The sequence below is a fragment of the Lysobacter sp. GCM10012299 genome (assembly GCF_042649405.1).
Taxonomy (GTDB): Bacteria; Pseudomonadota; Gammaproteobacteria; order Xanthomonadales; family Xanthomonadaceae; genus Lysobacter_J.
The window spans coordinates 401,192-421,173 of the sequence record NZ_JBHRZC010000004.1 but is presented as its reverse complement, the minus strand read 5'-3'; the positions used below and the strand labels follow the sequence as shown (position 1 = coordinate 421,173).

Annotated in this window: 16 protein-coding genes; 11 read left to right on the top strand and 5 right to left on the bottom strand. The window is 68.1% G+C overall.

The window, feature by feature from the left end:
• Window positions 1–28: 28 nt before the first annotated feature.
• The 8 genes from rlmD to ACFOPO_RS12980 all read left to right on the top strand — a co-directional run bounded on the left by rlmD (window position 29) and on the right by ACFOPO_RS12980 (window position 7,161).
• Window positions 29–1,360: a 23S rRNA (uracil(1939)-C(5))-methyltransferase RlmD gene (gene rlmD, locus ACFOPO_RS13015; RefSeq protein WP_386703631.1), complete on the top strand. Its 1,332-nt coding sequence runs from the start codon at window positions 29–31 to the stop codon at window positions 1,358–1,360.
• Between the two features lie 15 nt (window positions 1,361–1,375).
• The gene (locus ACFOPO_RS13010; RefSeq protein WP_386703630.1) at window positions 1,376–1,900 is read left to right on the top strand and encodes a CYTH domain-containing protein; all 525 of its coding nucleotides are present in this window, start codon (window positions 1,376–1,378) and stop codon (window positions 1,898–1,900) included.
• Between the two features lie 33 nt (window positions 1,901–1,933).
• Complete coding sequence (locus tag ACFOPO_RS13005) at window positions 1,934–2,575, top strand: DsbA family oxidoreductase (protein WP_386703882.1); 642 nt, start codon at window positions 1,934–1,936, stop codon at window positions 2,573–2,575.
• A 140-nt stretch (window positions 2,576–2,715) separates the two neighbouring features.
• Window positions 2,716–3,711, top strand: coding sequence for a beta-N-acetylhexosaminidase (gene nagZ / locus ACFOPO_RS13000; RefSeq protein WP_386703629.1), 996 nt, complete (start codon window positions 2,716–2,718; stop codon window positions 3,709–3,711).
• Window positions 3,711–4,283, top strand: a complete 573-nt coding sequence (locus ACFOPO_RS12995) for a hypoxanthine-guanine phosphoribosyltransferase (protein ID WP_386703628.1) — start codon at window positions 3,711–3,713, stop codon at window positions 4,281–4,283. The genes nagZ and ACFOPO_RS12995 overlap by 1 nt, the downstream gene beginning before the upstream one ends.
• Window positions 4,284–4,287: 4 nt before the next feature.
• Entirely contained in the window at window positions 4,288–5,052 is a 765-nt protein-coding gene (locus tag ACFOPO_RS12990; RefSeq protein WP_386703627.1) for an S-methyl-5'-thioinosine phosphorylase, read from the top strand.
• Window positions 5,053–5,149: 97 nt separating this feature from the next.
• Complete coding sequence (locus tag ACFOPO_RS12985; RefSeq protein ID WP_158733706.1) at window positions 5,150–5,356, top strand: cold-shock protein; 207 nt, start codon at window positions 5,150–5,152, stop codon at window positions 5,354–5,356.
• A 134-nt stretch (window positions 5,357–5,490) separates the two neighbouring features.
• Complete coding sequence (locus ACFOPO_RS12980; protein ID WP_386703626.1) at window positions 5,491–7,161, top strand: acyl-CoA dehydrogenase family protein; 1,671 nt, start codon at window positions 5,491–5,493, stop codon at window positions 7,159–7,161.
• Window positions 7,162–7,243: 82 nt separating this feature from the next.
• On the opposite strand, the gene ACFOPO_RS12975 is transcribed toward ACFOPO_RS12980, so the two are convergent.
• The 5 genes from ACFOPO_RS12975 to ACFOPO_RS12955 form a co-directional block, all read right to left on the bottom strand.
• Window positions 7,244–7,672 (bottom strand): hypothetical protein, encoded by a 429-nt coding sequence (locus tag ACFOPO_RS12975; protein ID WP_386703625.1) that lies wholly within the window; start codon window positions 7,670–7,672, stop codon window positions 7,244–7,246.
• Between the two features lie 115 nt (window positions 7,673–7,787).
• Window positions 7,788–9,557, bottom strand: coding sequence for an ABC transporter transmembrane domain-containing protein (locus ACFOPO_RS12970; RefSeq protein WP_386703881.1), 1,770 nt, complete (start codon window positions 9,555–9,557; stop codon window positions 7,788–7,790).
• A gap of 8 nt (window positions 9,558–9,565) precedes the next feature.
• Window positions 9,566–10,165, bottom strand: a complete 600-nt coding sequence (locus ACFOPO_RS12965; protein ID WP_386703624.1) for an IMPACT family protein — start codon at window positions 10,163–10,165, stop codon at window positions 9,566–9,568.
• The gene (locus ACFOPO_RS12960; protein WP_386703623.1) at window positions 10,162–11,214 is read right to left on the bottom strand and encodes a hypothetical protein; all 1,053 of its coding nucleotides are present in this window, start codon (window positions 11,212–11,214) and stop codon (window positions 10,162–10,164) included. Before ACFOPO_RS12960 ends, ACFOPO_RS12965 begins: the two co-directional genes overlap by 4 nt.
• Window positions 11,215–11,217: 3 nt before the next feature.
• Entirely contained in the window at window positions 11,218–11,793 is a 576-nt protein-coding gene (locus ACFOPO_RS12955) for an RNA polymerase sigma factor (protein WP_386703622.1), read from the bottom strand.
• A 172-nt stretch (window positions 11,794–11,965) separates the two neighbouring features.
• On the opposite strand from ACFOPO_RS12955, the gene ACFOPO_RS12950 reads away from it, so the two are divergent.
• The 3 genes from ACFOPO_RS12950 (at window position 11,966) to ACFOPO_RS12940 (ending at window position 19,981) form a co-directional block, all read left to right on the top strand.
• Window positions 11,966–14,878: an EAL domain-containing protein gene (locus tag ACFOPO_RS12950; protein WP_386703621.1), complete on the top strand. Its 2,913-nt coding sequence runs from the start codon at window positions 11,966–11,968 to the stop codon at window positions 14,876–14,878.
• A 365-nt stretch (window positions 14,879–15,243) separates the two neighbouring features.
• Window positions 15,244–18,267, top strand: coding sequence for a TonB-dependent receptor domain-containing protein (locus ACFOPO_RS12945; RefSeq protein ID WP_386703620.1), 3,024 nt, complete (start codon window positions 15,244–15,246; stop codon window positions 18,265–18,267).
• Between the two features lie 142 nt (window positions 18,268–18,409).
• A complete protein-coding gene (locus ACFOPO_RS12940) occupies window positions 18,410–19,981 on the top strand; it encodes a sulfotransferase (RefSeq protein ID WP_386703619.1) in 1,572 nt (523 codons plus the stop codon).
• Window position 19,982: the final 1 nt, after the last annotated feature.

Genomic DNA, 19,982 nt, shown 5'->3' with positions numbered 1-19,982 from the left:
CCCTAGCTTCGCGTTCACGCCAGCCGCTGTGGCCCGCATAGATCAGACCCCCTTCGAAGTACACATCACCGGACTCACCCACGACGGCCGCGGCGTAGCCCGTCGGCCCGATGGCAAGGCCGTGTTCGTCGCCGGTGCCTTGCCGGGCGAGCGCGTCATGGCCGCGCAGACCGGTCGCCACCGCAGTTTCGATGAAGCCCGCACGGTCGACGTGCTCGAGTCCGCGCCCGAGCGCGTCGAACCGCGCTGCCCGCATTTCGGCACCTGCAGCGGCTGCGCCCTGCAGCACTATGCCGAGGACAAGCAGATCCTCGCCAAGCAGAACGTGCTGATGGAGAACTTCGAGCGCATCGGCCACGTCACGCCCGAGCGCATGCTCAGCCCATTGACCGACGCGTCCTGGGGCTACCGCCGCAAGGGCCGGTTCTCGGTGCGCCGCGTCGAGAAGAAGGACAAGACCCTGGTCGGCTTCCGCGAAACCGATCCGCGTTTCGTCGCCGACCTGCGCGAATGCCATACGGTGATCCCGCAGATCGGCGAAAGCATCGGCGCGCTCGCCGCACTGGTCGACGGCCTGCAGGCACGGCGCGAGATTCCGCAGATCGAGTTCATCGCCGGCGATCCGGCGCCGGACTTCAGCGGCATCGCGTTGACGATCCGCCACCTGGTGCCGCTGACTGATGCCGACAAGGACGCCCTCGTCGCCTTCGGCAAGGCGCACGGCTTCGCGATCTTCCTGCAACCGGCCGGCGTCGACAGCGTGCACCCGTTGTGGCCGGCCGAACCCAGGCTTGCCTTCAGCCTGGAGCAGTGGAACCTGGAGTTCCTGTTCCGCCCGCTCGACTTCATCCAGGTCAATGCCGGGCTCAACGGCAAGATGATCCAGCACGCGATCGACCTGCTGCAGCCGCAGCCGGGCGACCGCGTGCTCGACCTGTTCGCCGGCCTGGGCAACTTCACCCTGCCGCTGGCGCGCCAGGTGCGCGAGGTGGTCGGCGTGGAAGGCGAGGCCGGGCTGGTCCGCCGCGCGCGCGAGAACGCCGCCCACAACGGCATCGCCAACGCGGACTTCCATGCCGCCGACCTGGCCAAGGACCTCAGCGGCGAGTCGTGGATGAAGCAGGGCTTCGACAAGCTGCTGCTCGACCCGCCGCGCTCTGGCGCGGATGCGGTGCTGGCGCAGCTTCCGCTGAAACAGTTCGGGCGCATCGTCTATGTCAGCTGCCACCCGGCCTCGCTGGCGCGCGACGCCGGCTACCTGGTCAACGAACGCGGCTGGAAACTGCGCGCCGCGGGCGTGATGGACATGTTCCCGCACACCGCGCACGTGGAATCGATCGCGATGTTCGAGCCGGGCTGAGCGAAGGAGTTTTCCATGGGTATCGAAATCGAACGCAAGTTCCTGGTCACCGGTGATGGCTGGCGCGCCGCGGCGCGCGAAGTCGTGCCGATGGCGCAGGGGTACATCAACGACCAGGCCGCAATGGACAGCGGCGCGATGAAGGCGTCGGTGCGCGTGCGCATCGCCGGCGACGAGGCCTTCCTCAACCTCAAGTCGCGCGAGCTGGGCCACACCCGCCAGGAGTTCGACTACGCGATCCCGGTCGACGACGCGCGCGGCCTGCTGGCGCTGTGCGTCGGTGGCCTGGTCGACAAGCGTCGCCATTACGTCGAGCACGAAGGCCACCTGTGGGAAGTCGACGAGTTCCTCGGTGACAACGCCGGGCTGGTGGTGGCCGAGATCGAGCTGTCGTCGGCGGACGAAGCGTTCGTCAAGCCCGAATGGATCGGCGCAGAAGTGACCGACGCGCTGCGCTACTACAACCTTGCGCTCGCCACGCGTCCTTACTCGCAGTGGAGCGAGGGCGAGCGCTCCGGCGCGGTTGCATCGACGCACTGAGGCCCCCATCTACGCACGATGAACAGCAAACCCCTGCGCATCGATATCTGGTCCGACGTGGTCTGCCCCTGGTGCTGGATCGGCAAGCACCGCCTGCGCACGGCGCTGGCACAGTTGGGCGAGGCCGGGCAGAACGCCGACATCCACTGGCACGCGTTCCAGCTCGACCCCGAGTCCGATGAGACGCCGGTCCCGCTGCGCGAGGCGTACGAACGCAAGTTCGGCGGCGCCGAGCGCACGGAGCAGATCCTCGGGCAGACCCAGGCGGCTGGCCGCGCCGAGGGCCTGCCGTTCGACTTCGATCGCGGCCAGGTGCGGGTCAACACGCTCAAGGCGCATCGGCTGGTCTGGCTGGCCGGGCAGGAAGGCGATGCCGACAAGGTTGGCGAGGCGCTGTTCCGCGCCCATTTCGCCGAAGGCCGCAACCTGGCCGACACGCAGACGCTGGTCGATGCCGGCGCCGCGGGCGGCCTGCCGGAACAGCGAGTGCGCGCGATGCTCGATTCCGATGAAGGACTGGCCGAAGTACGCGCCCAGTTGGGCCAGGCGCGCGCGCTCGGCATCCAGGCCGTGCCGACGTTCGTCCTCGATGGTCGCCTGGCGGTGCAGGGCGCACAGACGCCGGAAGTCTTCCGCGATGCCTTCGCCCGCATCGGCATCGCGCCGGCGGCCTGATCGGCTGAACCAGCCAGCCAAAACAGGCCCGGCCCGCCAGTCCGCGGGGCTGCCGCGGCCGGCCATCTGCGCGACAATGCGGGGCCGCGCCCTTGGCGTGGCCCCCTGGCATCGCCCCCAATGTTCCTGGAGTTTTCCGCATGCTCGTGATCGGCGTCGCCGGCACCGAACTTACCGCGCAGGAGCGCGACTGGCTGCAGCACGACGCTTGCGCCGGCGTGATCCTGTTTACCCGCAACTTCGCTTCGCGTGACCAGGTCGCCGAGCTGTCGGCGGCAATCCGCGCCGCGGCCACGCGTCCGCAGTTGATCTGCGTCGACCAGGAAGGCGGACGCGTGCAGCGCTTCCGCGAAGGCTACAGCGCCCTGCCGCCGTTGCAGGGCTTCGGCAAGCTGTATGCCGAAGACCGCGAGGCCGCATTGAAACTGGCCGAAGAACACGCCTGGTTGATGGCGACCGAAGTGCAGGCCAGTGGTGTCGACCTGAGTTTCGCGCCGGTGGTCGACCTCGGCCGCGGCAACCTGGCGATCGGCAATCGCGCGTTCTCCGAGGATCCGGCCGTGGTCGCCGAATTCACCCGCGCCTACGTGCGCGGCATGCACGCTGCCGGCATGGCCGCCACGCTCAAGCATTTCCCGGGCCACGGCTCGGTGCAGGCCGATACCCATTTCGACGATGCGGTCGATCCGCGTCCGCTCGACGAATTGCGCGCCACCGATCTGATTCCCTTCGTCGCCGGCATCGAGGCCAAGGCCGACGCGGTGATGATGGCGCACGTGAAGTACCCGGCCGTGGCGCCGGAGCCGGCGGGCTATTCGAAGTTCTGGATCAACGACGTGTTGCGCAGCGAGATGGGCTTTCGCGGCGTCGTCTTCAGCGACGACATCGGCATGAAGGCGGCGTTCTCGGTGGGCGGCGTCAAGGCGCGCATCGATGCCCACTACGACGCCGGTTGCGACGTGGTGCTGGTGTGCCACCCGCAGCTGGTCGAGGAATCGCTGGAAGCGGTGAAGGGACGCGCGCTCAACACGATGGCGCTGACCGGCCTGATCGGCCGCGGCGCGATGGGCTGGGATGGCTTGCTGGCCGACAGCCGTCATGGGTCGGCGCGCAGCCGCCTGGAGGGCCTGGCCTGATGAGCACGACCGCAACCAAGAACAACGACCTGGCCGCCGCACTGGCCAATTCCGACCTGCTGATCGACCGGGCCACGCTCGAACAGGCCATCAAGCGCATGGCCGCGCCGATCCGCGCCGATTACGGCGACGACGACGTGCCGGTGTACCTGACGATCATGCACGGCGGCCTGCCGTTCGCCGCGCAACTGGCGATGGAAGTCGGCGCACTCGGGCTCGACCTGGAATTCGACTACCTGCATGCCACCCGCTATCGCGGTGCGACCTCCGGTGGCGAGCTGACCTGGAAGCATCGCCCGGCGACGCCGCTGCAGGGTCGCCGCGTGCTGCTGGCCGACGACATTCTCGACGAGGGACACACCTTGGCCGCGATCCGCGCCTGGTGCCTGGAGCAGGGCGCCAAGGACGTGCGCATCGCCGCGCTGGCGGTGAAGGTGCACGACCGCTGCGTGCCGGGGCTTCATGCCGACTACGTCGGTGTCGAAGTGCCGGACCGTTACGTGTTCGGCTATGGCATGGACTACCACGAGCAGGGCCGCAACCTGCCGGCGATCTACGCACTGAAGGACTGAGCTGATGAGTGGCATTGCCCTGGCCGTCATCGGCGGCACCGGCCTGTACAAGCTGGCCGCGCTGAAGGACGTGGAAACGCTGCAGCCGTCGACGCGCTTCGGCGATCCGTCCGGGCCGATCCGGCTCGGCACGCTCGACGGTCATCGCGTGGCCTTCCTCGCCCGGCACGGCGAAGGCCATTCGCTGCCGCCGCACAAGATCAATTACCGCGCCAACCTGGCCGCGCTGCAGTCGCTCGGCGCGCAGCGGGTGCTGGCGCTCAATACCGTCGGTGGCATCGGCGATCGTTTCGGGCCGTGCGTGCTGGCATGCCCCGACCAGCTGATCGATTACACCTGGGGGCGGGTGTCAACGATTTGTGAAGAAGAGGGGTCCGAGGTCCTGCATGTCGACTTCGGCGAGCCGTACACGCGCGCGTTGAGGCAGGACGTGATCGCGGCGGCGGCGCGGGCGGGTGTCGATCTGGTCGCCGAAGGTTGCTACGGGGCGACCCAGGGTCCGCGCCTGGAAACCCGTGCCGAGATCGCGCGGATGCGCCGGGACGGCTGCGACCTGGTCGGCATGACGGGCATGCCCGAGGCCGGCCTGGCGCGCGAATTGGGCCTGGATTACGCCTGTTTGGCCATCGTCGCCAACTGGGCGGCGGGGGCGGGGCCGGACCCGGACGAGGTCATCACCCTGCAGGATGTGCTCGACAATGTGGCGGTCGCGTCGGCCGGTTTGCCGGCGTTGCTGGCGGCCCTGCTCGATCGTTCTGGGCGGGGGTGATTGTCAAGCCGGCGTTCAGTTTGCATACTCGACCGGCGCGTGGGCCCGGCTGTCGGACCCTGCGCGACAACGCATCCAGCATGAGGTTGATAAGGACATGCAGTACGGCACCGTGAAATGGTTCAACGACGCCAAGGGCTTCGGGTTCATTTCGCCCGAGGACGGCAGCGCAGATGTGTTCGCGCATTTCTCTGCGATCAACGCCAAGGGCTTCCGCAGCCTGCAGGAAGGCCAGCGCGTCAGCTACGAGCTGACGCAGGGTCCGAAGGGCGCGCAAGCGTCGAACATCACGCCTGTGGCGTGATCTGACGCAAGCCCGGCAATATCGGCTTGGGAGGCCCCGCATTGCGGGGCCTTTTTTTTGGCTTCAGCCCGTCATCCCCGCGAAGGCGGGGATCCATGGACGTTGCTTCATGGCCACCGGCCTAGAATCACCCCATGCCCGTGCCGGAGTCGCAGATGCCACCGCTGCCGCCGTTTGCCACGCACCTGGTCGAGAACCAGCCGCCGGAGTTCGGGCCGCGTGACCTGTGGCGCGATGACAGCGCGCTTTGCGAGGCGGTCGTGCGCGAGGGCGGTGGGGATTTCACCGATGCGCTTGCGACGTATGGCGCGCTGGCCGGTGACGAGCTGTACCGGCTCAGTTTCGATGCCCACCGCGACCGTCCGCGCCTGCGCACGCACGACCGATTCGGCCAGCGCATCGACCTGGTCGAGTTCCATCCCAATTACCACCGCATCATGCAGGCGGGCATCGAGCACGGGGTTGCCGGGTTGTCGTGGTCGCAGCCGCGCCCTGGCGCGCATGTCGCCCGTGCGGCACTGAGCTACCTGCACCATCAGGTCGAGCCGGGCAGCAGTTGCCCGCTGACCATGACCCACGCCGCCATCCCGGTGCTGCGGCATGCGCCGGCCCTCCACGAATGGGCCGGCAAGGCGATCTCGCCGTACTACGACCCGCGCGACGTCGGCATCGGGCACAAGCTCGGGGTGACGCTGGGAATGGGCATGACCGAGAAGCAGGGTGGCAGCGATGTGCGCGCCAATACCACGCGCGCCACGCCGCTGGCCGCGGAGGGCGAGTACTCGCTGGTCGGCCACAAGTGGTTCTTCTCGGCACCGATGTCCGATGGTTTCCTGGTGCTGGCACAGGCGCCGGCCGGGTTGAGCTGCTTCCTGTTGCCGCGCTGGCGGCCGGACGGTGGCAAGAATGCGTTTCGACTGATGCGACTCAAGGACAAGCTCGGCGACTGGTCCAATGCGTCGTCGGAAGTGGAGTTCGCCGATGCCTGGGCCTGGCGGATCGGTGACGAGGGTCGGGGCGTGGCGACCATCATCGAGATGGTGATGCTGACGCGACTGGACTGCATGCTCGGTGCCGCCGCGGAAATGCGCATGGCGCTGGCGCAGGCGATGCACCACACGCACCACCGCCGGACCTTCGGCGTGCGCCTGGCCGAGCACGCGCTGATGCGCAATGTCCTGGCCGACCTGGCCATCGAGGCGGAAGCAGCCGTCACGCTGTCGATGCGCGTCGCCCGTGCGGTCGACCGCTCCGCGCATGATCCGGGTGAGGCAGCGTTCGCGCGAATCGCCACCGCGATCGGCAAGTACTGGATCTGCAAGCGCGCGCCGGCCTTCGTCAACGAAGCCCAGGAGTGCCTGGGCGGTGCAGGTTACGTCGAGGAGTCGATACTGCCGCGCCTGTACCGGCAGGCGCCGCTCAATTCGATCTGGGAAGGCAGCGGCAACATCCAGTGCCTCGATGTGCTGCGCGCGCTGCAGCGCGAGCCGCAGACCGGGCAGGCCCTGCTGGCCGAGCTCGAGGCGGCCCGGCACCTGGACCCGGACTTCGATGCGGAGCTGAAAGAGCTGCGGCCGGTGCTCGTTGGCGAGGCCGAGGTGCCCCAGGTGGAGGCCCGGCGTTGGGTGGAGGCACTGGCGCTGGCGCTGCAGGCCAGCCTGCTGCTGCGCAACGGCAGTCCGATGGCGGAACCTTTTTGTTGCAGCCGGATCGGCGGCGACCACGGCAATGCGCTGGGCACGCTGTCGCGCGATTTCGATTTCGGGGCGCTGATCGCACGCGCCTGGCCGGCGGACGGAGCGTAGCCCGGGCAGGCGGGGCATACACGGAGGCCGAGCGAGGATCGGCCCCTGGAACCTGCCCGGGCTACGAAGTCGTGGCGTCCGGTTACCAGACCCCGATGCGCGGTTCGAAGCTGCGGCTCTTGATGCTGTGCGTGGCGCGGACGTTGATGCTGCTGGGTACGAAGCTGTTGCCCTTGTAATCGACGTCGAAGCTGAGCCGGTCGATCAGCCCTTCGTTGCGCAGCGACAGCAGCGTTTCCGTCACCAGGTCCATGATCTCCGGGATGCCCGGGGGCACGTAGATGAGGTTATGCGGTTCGCGGTTGCCCCCCAGTTCTTCGGGAAACAGCGTGATCTCGAACAGCATGCCTTGTTCGACCAGCTGCAGCGCGATGTCGCGCGACGCGATATGCGAATAGTCCGCCGGCGCTTTCGCTGCATCCGGTGGCGGCTCTGCGATGCCCATCGCCAAAACAGCAGCGTGTTCGGCGGCGTGTCCGGCCGCGTGTACGGCCGCGTGTGATCTGGTCATCGGGGCTCCTTGCGTGATTCGACACCCATGGGAGGGTGCGTGCACGGGAGCGCGAAGCCAATGAGAATCGTCTCAAAGGTGGTGACGCCGGAGCGTCGCCAACATCACGCGCGGCTCAATCCAGGAATTGCAGCCGCGCCAGTTCCGCGTACAGGCCGTCCTGGGCCAGCAACTGGGCGTGCGTCCCTTCGGCGACGATGCGGCCGTGGTCCATGACCACGATGCGATCGGCCTTGAGCACCGTCGCCAGGCGATGGGCGATGACCAGCGTCGTGCGTCCTTCCATCAATGTTTCCAGCGCCTTCTGCACCGCGCGTTCGCTCTGTGCGTCGAGGGCGCTGGTGGCCTCGTCCAGCAGCAGGATTGGTGCGTCCTTGAGCAGGGCGCGGGCGATGGCGATGCGCTGCTGCTGACCACCGGACAGGCGCGCGCCACGCTCTCCCAGCTCGGTGTCCAGGCCGCTGGGCATGGCGGCGACGAAGTCGGATGCATGTGCCGCGGCCACGGCGCGCTCTACCTGGGCATCGTCGGCGTCGAGGCGGCCGTAACGGATGTTCTCGCGCGCGCTGCTGGCGAAGATGGTCGGCTGTTGCGGCACCAGCGCGATCGCTTCGCGCAGGTCGGGCAATGCGAGCTGGCGGATGTCGATGCCATCGATGCGGACCTGCCCGGACTGCGGATCATGGAAACGCAGCAGCATCGAGAACACCGTGCTCTTGCCGGCGCCCGAAGGCCCGACCAGTGCCACGGTCTCGCCCGGGCGCACGCTCAGGCTGAAGCCTTCGAGTGCGGCAGCATCGGGACGCTGCGGGTAGTGGAAGGTGACGTCGTCGAAGTGGATCGCACCCTGCAGCGGAACCGGCAGTGCGGTCGGCTGCGGCGGCGAGGCGACCGCGGTTTCCTCGACCAGCAGTTCGCTGATCCGGCCCATGCCACCGGCGGCGCGTTGCAGTTCGTTCCAGACCTCGGCCAGCGCGCCGACCGAGCCGCCGCACAACAGCGCGTACAGCACGAACTGTCCGAGCGTGCCGGCGCTCATGCGGCCAGCCAGCACATCGTGGGCACCCGACCACAGCACCAGCGTGATCGCGCCGAACACCAGCATGATCGCGATCGCGGTGACCCAGGCCTGCGCCTGGATGCGCCGGCGCGCGGTATCGACCGCGGTCTTCACCGCACTGCCGAAGCGGCCCTGCTCATAGGGCTCGCGCGCATGCGCCTGCACCGTGCGCACCGCGCCGAGGGTTTCGTTGGCCAACGCATTGGCGTCGGCAATGCGGTCCTGGCTCGTCCGCGAGATCTTCTTCAGGCGCCGCCCGCCGACCACGATCGGCAGCACCGCGAGCGGGATGCCGACCAGGGCGAAGGCGGCCAGGCGCGGGCTGGTGACGAACAGCATCGCGATGCTGCCCAGTACCGTCACCGAACTGCGCAGTGCCACCGACATGCTCGAGCCGACCACGCTGCGCAGCAGCTCGGCGTCAGCGGTCAGGCGCGACACCAGCTCGCCGCTGCGGTTGCGGTCGTGGAAGCCGGCATCCAGGCCGATCAGGTGGGCATACAGGCGCTGGCGCAGGTCGGCGACGACGCGTTCGCCCAGCAGGGACACGAAGTAGAAGCGCGCGGCGGTGGCCAGCGCCAGGGCGACCGCGACGGCGAACAGCAGCGTGAAAGCGCGGTCGATCGCGCCGCCGCCCTGGGTGAAGGCCTGGTCGATCATCGTGCCGAAGGCCTTGGGGAAGATCAGCGTCGCGGTGCTCGATGCCGCCAATGCGACCAGCCAGGCCACGAACAGGATCCGGTGCTGGCGCACGAACGGCCACAGCGTACGCAGGTTGCCGACGGGCGCTTTGGTCTGGGTGGCATCGATGGCGTTCAAGGCGATCAGGTCACTCACATGTCAGGGAGTTCGTCGCCGAGGCGCACCCGGTCACGTGTGGCGTCGCGAAGCCGCACTTTCAAGGGTGGCAGCTCGGCAGAGGGTAGGCGCAACAGCAGGCGTGCGCCCTGCGCGTCGAAGTGTTCCTCGAGTTTCTCCGCGCCGTGGGCTGCGATGGCGGCGTGGACCGCGCCGGTGTCTTCGAAGGCATGGTCGAGCTCGATGCGGACATGGACCACCAGCACGCGCCTTGGCGCCACGCGCAGGCATTCGGCCGCGCTGCCGCCGTAGGCGCGGACCAGGCCGCCGGCGCCGAGCTTGATGCCGCCGTACCAGCGCGTCACCACCGCCACGACCTGGTCCAGGCCCTGGCCGTCGATGGCGGCGAGGATCGGGCGTCCGGCGGTGCCCACCGGTTCGCCGTCGTCGTTGAAGCGGTACTCGCTGCCGATCCGGTAGGCCCAGCAGTTGTGCGTGGCATCCGGATCCCCCACCTGCGCGATGAAGTCGAGCGCAGCCTGCGGCGCCGTCACCGGCGCGGCATGGACGATGAAGCGGCTGTGCTTGACCTCGAGTTCGAACGAAGCCGGTTCCGCCAGCGTGGCCAGGGTCATCGCGCCGAGTCGGCGAGGGCGCGCAGGTCGTCGGGCAGGCGCAGGCGCGGATTGGCCTTGCGGAACAGCGCCAGGCTCTGGCGGGCGCCATCGAGGTCGCCGCCGTCGCGACGCTCGCGGATGCGCTGCAGCCACTGGTCCGGAGTGAGCTCGCGATCGTTGCGCACCGGCTGTTCGGTCATGCGGACCCTGCTGCCGGTGACTTCAACGCGGTCGAGGGTGCTGTCGGAGGCTGCCGCGTCGGTGGCGACGCCGCCTGCTTCTGCGGCTGTAACCGCTGCGGCTTGCGAACGCAGTTCGCTCGCCCTGGCCTGCTTCGCCGCGTCATTGGCCACCGCCTTGCTCCTGGCCGCTGCATCTGCCTCCGCAGCTGCTCGCTGACGTTGCTCGCCTTCGGCGGCGACGGCCGGTGCGGCGGCAGGAGCGGGCATGGCGGCAGCGGGGGCGGGCGCCGCCGGCTCGGAATAAGAGAAGGCGCGGGGCTCGGCATCGCTTCGCCCGGCCGGCGCGGCAGCAGTCTGAGCAGGGTGGGCGTGCGCGGGATCGACCGCCTCGTCAAGGTAGTGGTCCTGCGCTGGCGCTGCCGGCTGCTTTGCCGTCATGGCCTCCGCGCGCGACGGCGCGACGTCGCGCCTGGCGGACGGCGCCGGCACGGCGCGCGCGGTCGCGGCCGCCTCGGCCGGGGGCGGCGGGGGCGCTACCGCGGCAGTCGGCTCGGCGCGCTTGATCACCTCGGCGGTGACATAGCCAAAGTCATCGCCTTCGCCGCGCGGCGCGCGCGGGGCGGGGGCAGACGGGCGCAGCTGCCAGACCACGCCCACGGCCAACGCGAGTACCGCCGCCATGCCGGCGCCGGTGACCAGCGTCGCCGGGATGCCGCTGAGCGCCAGCCAGCGCCGGTTGCGTCGCGGCGCGACGGCGGCGTGCGCGGCGGCGAGGATCTTCGCGTCCAGCGCCGGCGAAGGACCGTCGTGCGGCCCCAGTCGCGCCAGCCGGTCGGCCATGGCACGTTCCTGCGGGGTCAACGGTTCGTCGAAAGGATGGCTCATGGGTCAGTCGCTCAGCTCGCCGGGCGCATCGCTCAGTCCGGCGCGCAGCTTGTCCATCGCGTAGCGCAGCCGCGATTTGACGGTTTCCCGGCCGACGCCGGTGATTTCGCCGATGTCCTCCAGGCTCAGTTCCTGCTCCAGGCGCAACAGCACCACTTCGCGCTGCTCCTCGGGCAGCGCCGCGATCGCCAGTTGCAGGCGCCGGCGCTGTTCGAATTCGGACAGTTCCCGCTCGGGCGTGCTCGGGTCGGGCACGCGTGCGGCGCGCTCGTCGCCGTCCTCCGGAGCCGCCGGGCGGTGCTTGAGGCCGCGCCAGTGGTCATTGAGCCGATTGTGGGCGATGCGGAACAGCCAGGTCCTGAACGCGGCGTCCGGCTTCCAGCCCTGGCGTGCGGCGATGACCCGCTGCCAGACGTCCTGGAAGAACTCGTCGGCGAGGGCGCTGTCGCGCAGCTGGCGCAGCAGGAAGCGGTACAGCGGGCCGCGGTGGCGGGCGTAGAGGGTTTCGAACGCAGCCGTGTCCCCGCCGGTCCAGGCCAGCATCAACAGGTCGTCGCTCGGATCCTCGGCCGCGTTCATCCGCGGCAGGGTACGGGCTGGAGGCGCCGACGGGAAGCCACGAGGCGTCGCCGGCATGAGTTGCAGGGCCAGGTCCATATCGGATGAACGGATCGCAGTTCGCGACGGGGTTGATCCACGGTTGGCCGGAGGCGCGCTATCCTTCGGCGTCCGACCAGGGGCCCCATCCGCAGTGTCCAACCGCAGCAGGCCAAAGGCCGTCCGAATCGTCGATGCCGGCTACGGTCGCGATTCGCTGGCCGACACCCTGCAGCAGGCGCTGCCGGCGGGTTCCGAGGTCGCCGTGCTCTGGCGCGACCCCAACACCGGGGTCGCCGCCGGTTCGGCCTCGCCGGGCGCCACCAGCGCGCTGGCCAGCCGCGCCGAGGTGCTGCTGCAGCGCAGCCCGATCGGCCACCATTCGCACCGCATCGAGATTGCCTGGACCACCGCCGAGGGCGTTCGCGTGGCCATCGCCGTGCAACTGCCCGCGCCGATCTCCGGCGAAGTGCGGCAGATGTGGCTGACCATGGCCCAGCGCGTGGTCGTCTCGCACCTGGTCGCGCTGCGCACGCTGGCCCGCGCCGAATCGCTGGAGAAGTCCGAACGCCTGCAGCAGGCGCTGTTCGAGATCGCCGACCTCGCCGGTTCCGACCTCGAGCTGGCCGACATGCTGCGGCGGATCCACACCGTCGTCGCCGGGCTGATGTACGCGGCCAACCTCTACATCGTGCTGTACGACGATGTCCGCGACAGCCTGCGCTTCCTGTACTTCGCCGACCAGGTCGACACCTACGTCGCCGAACCCGAGCGCGACATCGCCATCGACGACATGCCCAACAGCGTGACCGTGGCGCTGCTGCGCCATGGCGAGCCGCTGCAGGGTCCGTCGGAGCTGATCCGCGACCGCCTCGGCGTCGCCCGCGATGCCCGCCATGGCCCCGACAGCGAGGACTGGCTGGGCGTGCCGATGCGCCGCGAAGACCGCATCTGCGGCGCGATCGTGGTGCAGAGCTACGACCGTCCGGACGTCTACGGCGAAGAGGAGCGGGCACTGCTGTCGTTCGTCGCCCAGCACATCCTCACCGCGCTCGACCGCTTCCACGCCCGCGAAGAGCTTGAACGCCGCGTCGAGGAACGCACCCAGGCACTGCAGCTGAGCAACCGTGACCTGCAGGCCGAAATCATCGAGCGGCAGCGCGCTGAGCGATTGCAGCGGGCGTTGTTCCGCATCGCCGAACTGTCGATCACCTCGGAGACGCTGGAGCGCTTCTACACCCAGGTCCACGACGTCGTCAGCGACCTGCTGTACGCGCGCAACTTCTACATCGCGCTCGTTTCCGACGACGGCGAAGGCCTGGAGTTCCCGTACTCGATCGACGAACGCGACGCCAATCGCGTCGCCCGCAAGCTCGCCTCCGGCCTGACCGAATACGTGATCGCCCGAGGGCGCGCGTTGCTGGCCGACCGCAAGCGCATCGCCGCGCTGGAATCGCAGGGACTGGTGCGCAGCCGCGGCTCGCTCGCGCATTGCTGGCTCGGCGTGCCGCTGTTCCACAACGAGACGGTGGTCGGCGTGATCACCGTGCAGAGCTATTCGCCGGCGATCAACTTCAGCGTCCGCGACCAGGAACTGCTGACCTTCGTCGCCCACCACATCAGCATCGGCCTGGCACGCAAGCAGGCGCAGGATCGCCTGGTCTCGGCGCACGCCGAGCTGGAGCAGCGAGTCGATTCGCGCACGCGCGAACTGGCCCAGGCCAACACCGAGCTGCTGTCGCAGATCGGCGAGCGCCTGCGCGTGGAGCAGCAGCTGACCCACCAGGCGATGCACGACGCGCTGACCGGACTGCCCAACCGCAGCCAGCTGCTCGACCGCCTGGCCCAGGCCATCGCGCGGGCGCGCGGCGAGCAGCAGACCACGTTCGCGGTGCTGTTCCTGGACCTGGACCGGTTCAAGCTGGTCAACGACAGCGTCGGCCATTCCGCCGGCGACGAACTGCTGGTCGAGGCCGGGCGCCGGATCGTGGAAGCCGTCCGCGAGGACGACACCGTCGCGCGACTGGGCGGCGACGAGTACGCCATCCTGATCGAGGACATCGACGGCCCCGAGGTCGCCGAGGAACTGGCCCAGCGCGTGCTGCGCGCACTCGGCGAACCGTGCTGGATTGCCGGGCGCGAAGTGTTCCCGTCGGCCAGCCTTGGTATCGCCCTGTGGCATCCGCGCTACCGCACCGGCGCCGAGCTGCTGCGCGACGCCGACGCCGCCATGTACCGGGCCAAGGCCGCCGGACGCGACCGCTGCGCGGTGTTCGACGAGGCCATGCGCGAGGAGGCGGTCCGCATCCTCGACCTCGAGGCCGACCTGCGCCGTGCCATCAACGGCGATGGTTTCGTCGCGTTCTACCAGCCGATCGTGCGCCTGGACGACCACCGCGTGATCGGCCACGAGGCGTTGCTGCGCTGGCGCCATGAGCGCCGCGGCCTGCTGACGCCGAGCGAGTTCATCGGCGTGGGCGAAGACAGCGGCCTGATCGAGGAAGTCGACTGGATCCTTTACGGCCAGGTGATGGAAGAGCTGGCCCGGGGCGGCGAGGGCTACATCTCGGTCAATGTGTCGCCGCGGCATTTCCGTTCGGGCGATTTCGCCGACCGCCTGCTGCGGATGATCGACCAGGCCGGCGCCGACCCGCACCGCCTGCGCATCGAGATCACCGAGGTGGCCCTGCTCGACGACGTCCCGCGCGCGCTGCGCATGCTGCGCAACCTGCGCAGCCATGGCGTGCTCGCCCAGCTCGACGACTTCGGCACCGGGTTCTCGGCGCTGTCGTACCTGCACCGCTTCCCGATCGAGTGCCTGAAGATCGACCAGAGCTTCGTCTCCGGGCTGATCGGCGACGCCCAGCCGGAGAGCGTGGCGGTGGTCCGTGCGATCCAGGCCCTGGCCGGCACCCTGGGCATCCACACCATCGGCGAAGGCGTCGAGACCGAGGCCCAGCGCGCCGCCCTGCGCGAACTGGGTTGTACCTACGGCCAGGGCTACCTGTTCGGCTATCCGGCCGAGCGCGCCCACACGCAGACCCTGCTGCGCGCCGTCAGCGGCTGATCGCCGCTCCTTCTTTTCTGACCTGAACCGCTCCCGCCCCGGGGCGGCGCTTGCCGTGGCCGATGCCAGGGAAGGCGCTTTGGCATGGTTGTTGCCGCCAAAGTCGGCAAAGACAAATGAAAAGTTCCATGAATTGGCCACCGGCAAGGCCTTTCAGCCGATTCCGCACACCAAAAGTTGCTGGATTGTCAAACCAGCGTGAAGGTTGCATTAAAAGTGTGACGAACGTCACAAAATGAAAAAATTACAAAGGTGAACGATGCGTTAACCGTTGACCGGGCCGTATGCCTGAAGTCATGGTCGCTAGGCCTTACAGGGCAATTCCATTTGCTGAATTTGGGGGAAATGTGTCTAAACGTTCATCCATGAACCGCAATCTGCGGCGCAGCGCGCTTACCGTGGCGCTCGGCGTGTGCTTCGCCTCTTCTGGCGTCCACGCCCAGTCCACCGCTGGTGCCGTATTCGGTCAGGCGACGGCTGGGGAGACCGTCGTCGTCGAGAACCCGGCAACGGGCTTCCGCCGCGAAATCACCGTGACTGGCGATGGCACCTATCGCGTGCCGGCTCTGTCGCCCGGCCAGTACCGCATCACCTTGCAGCGTGCCGACGGCACGACCGCCGTCCGTGAAGGCGTCGCCGTCAGCGTCGGTACCGGTACCCCGGTCAACTTCGCAGCGGCCGGCGGTGGCTCGGCCACCACCCTCGACAGCGTCGTGGTCGTCGGTGCCCAGGCGGTGAACCCGATCGACGTCTCGTCGGTCGAGTCCACCACCATCCTGACCGCCGCCCAGATCGCCAAGATCCCGGTGCTGCGTGACGCCACCTCGGTCGCACTGCTGGCCCCGGGCACCGTCCGCGGCGACGGCGCGTTCGGCAACCTGGCGTCGTTCGGTGGTTCCTCGGTCGCCGAGAACCAGTACTACGTCAACGGCTTCAACGTCACCAACTCGTTCCGCGGCCTGAACTTCTCGAAGATTCCCTTCGAGGCGGTGGCAGAGCAGCAGATCAAGACCGGTGGCTACGGCGCCGAGTTCGGTCGTTCGCTGGGCGGCGTGATCAACCAGGTCACCAAGCGCGGTACCAACGAGTTCGAAGCCGGTGCCAACGTGTTCTGGCTGCCGGAAGCGCTGCGCGAAGACGTCGAGAACACCTACTACTCCAACCCGCTGGTCCCGGGTGACCTGGGCAAGCTGCGCCAGGACAACTCCAAGGACAGCGATGGCTCGTACAACACCAGCATCTGGGCTGGCGGCGCGCTGATCCCCGACAAGCTGTTCGCCTGGGGCATGGTGTCGTACAGCAACCAGGAACAGGACATCTACAACAGCGTCGTGTCGCGCCAGAACTCGACCGACGAGATCTCCGGTCCGACCTGGTTGTTGAAGATGGACTGGAACATCAACGACGCCAACAAGATCGAGTTCACCGCGTTCTCGGACGAGCAGGAAACCACCAGCGCCAACTACCTGAACCCGCTGGGTTCGCTTGAGCGTGGCGCGCTGATCGGTACGTCGTACCTGGAAACCGGCGGCGACAACTACATCGCCCGCTACACCGGCTACCTGACCGACTCCTTCACGCTGTCGGCGCTGTACGGCCACAGCGAGTTCTCGCGTTCGCGCCACCTGATCACGGCCAATGGCACGCGCGTGGAATACGGCGGCGACCTGCACGTGCCGGCAACCGGCTGCCCGGTCATCACCGACGCGCGTCCGGGCTACCGCACCGCCATCACCGGCGTGTACGCCAGCTCGTGCAACATCACCGGCACCTCGATCGACCGCATCGACTCGGGCGACACGCGTGACGCGTGGCGTATCGACGGCGACTGGCAGATCGGCGACCACCAGATCGGTTTCGGCTACGACGCGGACGACTACGAGTCCATCGCTGGCCAGTCGATCGAAGGCGGCCGCATCTGGCGCTACTCGACCAACAACGGTCCGGACGGTCGCGCCAACACCGGTGACGAGTTCGACATCGTCCGCGAGCAGATCGTGACCCAGGGTTCGACGGTCAAGGTCAAGCAGCACGCGCTGTACGTCGAGGACAACTGGAACGTCACCGACAACTTCCTCGCCTACCTCGGTGCGCGCTGGGATACGTTCGAGAACCTCAACGGCTTTGGTCAGACCTACGTCAAGATCAAGGACCAGTTCGGTCCGCGCCTGGGCTTCTCGTGGGACGTCAACGGCGACTCGACGCTGAAGCTGTACGGTAACGCCGGCCGCTACGCGTTGCCGCTGACCCCGAGCGTGGCCGTGCGTGGCGCCAGTGCCTCGCTGTTCACCCGCCAGAACTTCAACTACACCGGCGTCGATCCGGCCACCGGCGCCCCGATCGGCCTGACGCCGCGCGGTGCAGTGGCGTACGTCAACGGTGAATTCGGCGAGCCGAAGAACCCGGCGACGATTGCCGCCACCAACCTCGACCCGATGTACCAGGACGAGTTCATCCTTGGCTTCCAGAAGCAGATCACCGAGCACCAGAGCGTCGGTGCGCGCGGTATCTACCGCAAGCTGAAGGCGGCGATCGACGACAACTGCGATTACAACCCGATCATGGAGCAGGCCCTGGCCGACGGCTTCGATCCGGTCCTGCCGAGCAGCGGCTTCCCGTACTGCCGCATGTTCAACCCGGGTGCTGATTCGGTGTTCCTGACCGACCTGGAAGACAACGGCACGCTCACCGAGTACACGGTCCAGGGCGACCTGCTGTCGCCGGAAGCCAAGCGCAGCTACAAGGCGCTGGAGCTGTTCTGGGACGGCAGCTGGGACAAGTTCTTCTTCCAGGCGTCGTACACGGCGTCGTGGAACAAGGGCAACACCGAGGGTGGCGTCAAGTCGGACATCGGCCAGGCCGATACCAGCGTGACGCAGGACTTCGACTACAAGGAGCTGGCGGTTGATTCCTACGGCTACCTGCCGAACGATCGTCGCCACAGCCTGAAGGTGTTCGGCAACTATCAGTTCAACGATGAGTGGTCGGTCGGTGCCAACGTGCTGGTGCAGTCCGGTCGTCCGATCAACTGCCTCGGCGTGCTGTACCCGTACCACGGCGGCATCCATCCGTACGGCTCCTCGTTCTTCCGTTGCGGTACCACGGAAGCCGGTGGCGTCACCGGTCCGGCCGAAGCCATGCCGCGCGGTACGTACGGTCGCCTGCCGTGGACCAACTCGCTCGACGTGAACGTTGCGTACTTCCCGAGCTGGTCGAAGGGTCTGCAGTTCAAGATGGACATCTTCAACCTGTTCAACAACCAGAAGGTCACCTCGGTGACGGAAGTGGCAGAGGACGCAACCACCGGCGCGCCGCTGAACACCTTCCTGCTGCCGCGCACCTTCCAGGCGCCGCGCCAGTTCCGCTTCATGGTCCAGTACGACTTCTAAGATTCAAGTTCCACTATTTCTCTCTCACGGCCGCCGCAAGGCGGCCGTTTTTTTTGCGGAAAGAGGGTGTTCCCCGGGCCCCGGAGCGTTGTGCGCGCAACGGTTGCGGCTATGCTTGAAGCGTTCTTCCGATGGCGGATTTATGCAGGCTGTTCTTTCTGAAATGTGGGGCCAGGCGCAGCGGCTGGAAGCCGAGGGCGCGTGGGATCGCGCAGGACGCGTGTACGAGGAGATGCTGGCCAGGGAACCGCACCACGTGCCGGCGCAGTTGCGCATGTCGCGGCTGGCGCAGTTCGGCGACCGCTACTGCGCGGCGCGGGAGCATGCCCTGCGCGCCGCCGACGCGGTGCGCCTGAAGGCCAGCACGCGCAATGCCGGCTATGTCACCGGTCGCCTGCTGGAGTTCGCCGAGGAGGCGGAAGTGGCCTCGGTGATCCTGTCGGCCGACTGGTCCGATCCGCACATCCTCCAGCAGTCGGCGGTGCTGGCCCAGCACCTGTGGCTGGCGGGACGGTATGAGGACGCGCTGCGGTTCCTCGATGCGGTCGCGCGCCACGTTCCGGCCCACCCGCTGCTGTCGTTCACCCGCGGAAACGTGCTCCGCTTCCTGGGCGACATGGCCGGGGCCGAGCAGGCATACGAAGCGGCGCTTGCGCTGGCTCCCGATCTCGCCGATGCGCACTGGGCGCTTGCCACGCACTCCCGCGCGCGCGCGCCGTTGCAGCGCGTGCCACGCATTCGCCAGGCGCTGGCACGTTGCGCTGCTGGCAGCGTCGAGCAGGCGCATCTGCTCTACGCGCTGTTCCACGAGCTGGACGCGGCAGGCGAGACCGACCAGGCCTGGCAGGCGCTGGAGCAGGGCGCGGCGATCATGCGCAAGCGACTGGCCTATGACGCCTCCGCCGAAGCGGCCTACCTGCAGGCGCTGATGCGCCTGCCGGTACCGACGGCCTCCGAAACCGTGGCCGCGCAGGCGCTGGCTTCGAACGATCGGCCGATGCCGGTTTTCATCGTCGGCATGCCGCGCAGCGGGACGACGCTGCTCGATCGCATCCTCGGCAACCACGGTTGGATCGATTCGCTCGGCGAGCGCAACGATTTCCAGATGGCGATGAGCCAGGCTGCGGACCACTTCTTCCATCGCACGCCGGCCAGCCTGGAACGCATGGCACAGGTGGATGCACGCGCTGCCGGCCACTTGTTCCAGCAGCGGATGCGATTGCTCGCCCCGGGCCGGCCGTGCGTGATCGACAAGAATCCGCAGAACCTGTTCAACATCCCGCTGATCCTGCGGGCGCTGCCGCACGCTCGCATCCTTTGCCTGCGCCGCGACCCGATGGACGCCTGCTTCTCCAACATCAAGGAGTTGTTCCAGGGCGATGCCTATGCGTACAGCTACAGCCTGGACGATCTGGCTGCCCATAGCCTGCACGCGCAACAGTGGATGCAGCATTGGCAGGATGCGGCGCCTCACGCCGTGCGGGTGGTCGACTACGAGGCACTGGTGGCCGAACCGGAGACGGTCGCGGCGCAGCTGATCGAGTTCATCGGTTTGCCGGCGCAGGCCGGCCTGTCCGACATCACGCGCAACGAGGCCCCGGTGGCGACTGCAAGCAGCAGCCAGGTGCGTGAAGGCATCCACGGTCGCTCGGTAGGCGCGTGGAAGCGTTATGAGCGGCAGCTGCAACCGCTGCGCGATCGGTTGGGGGCCTGAC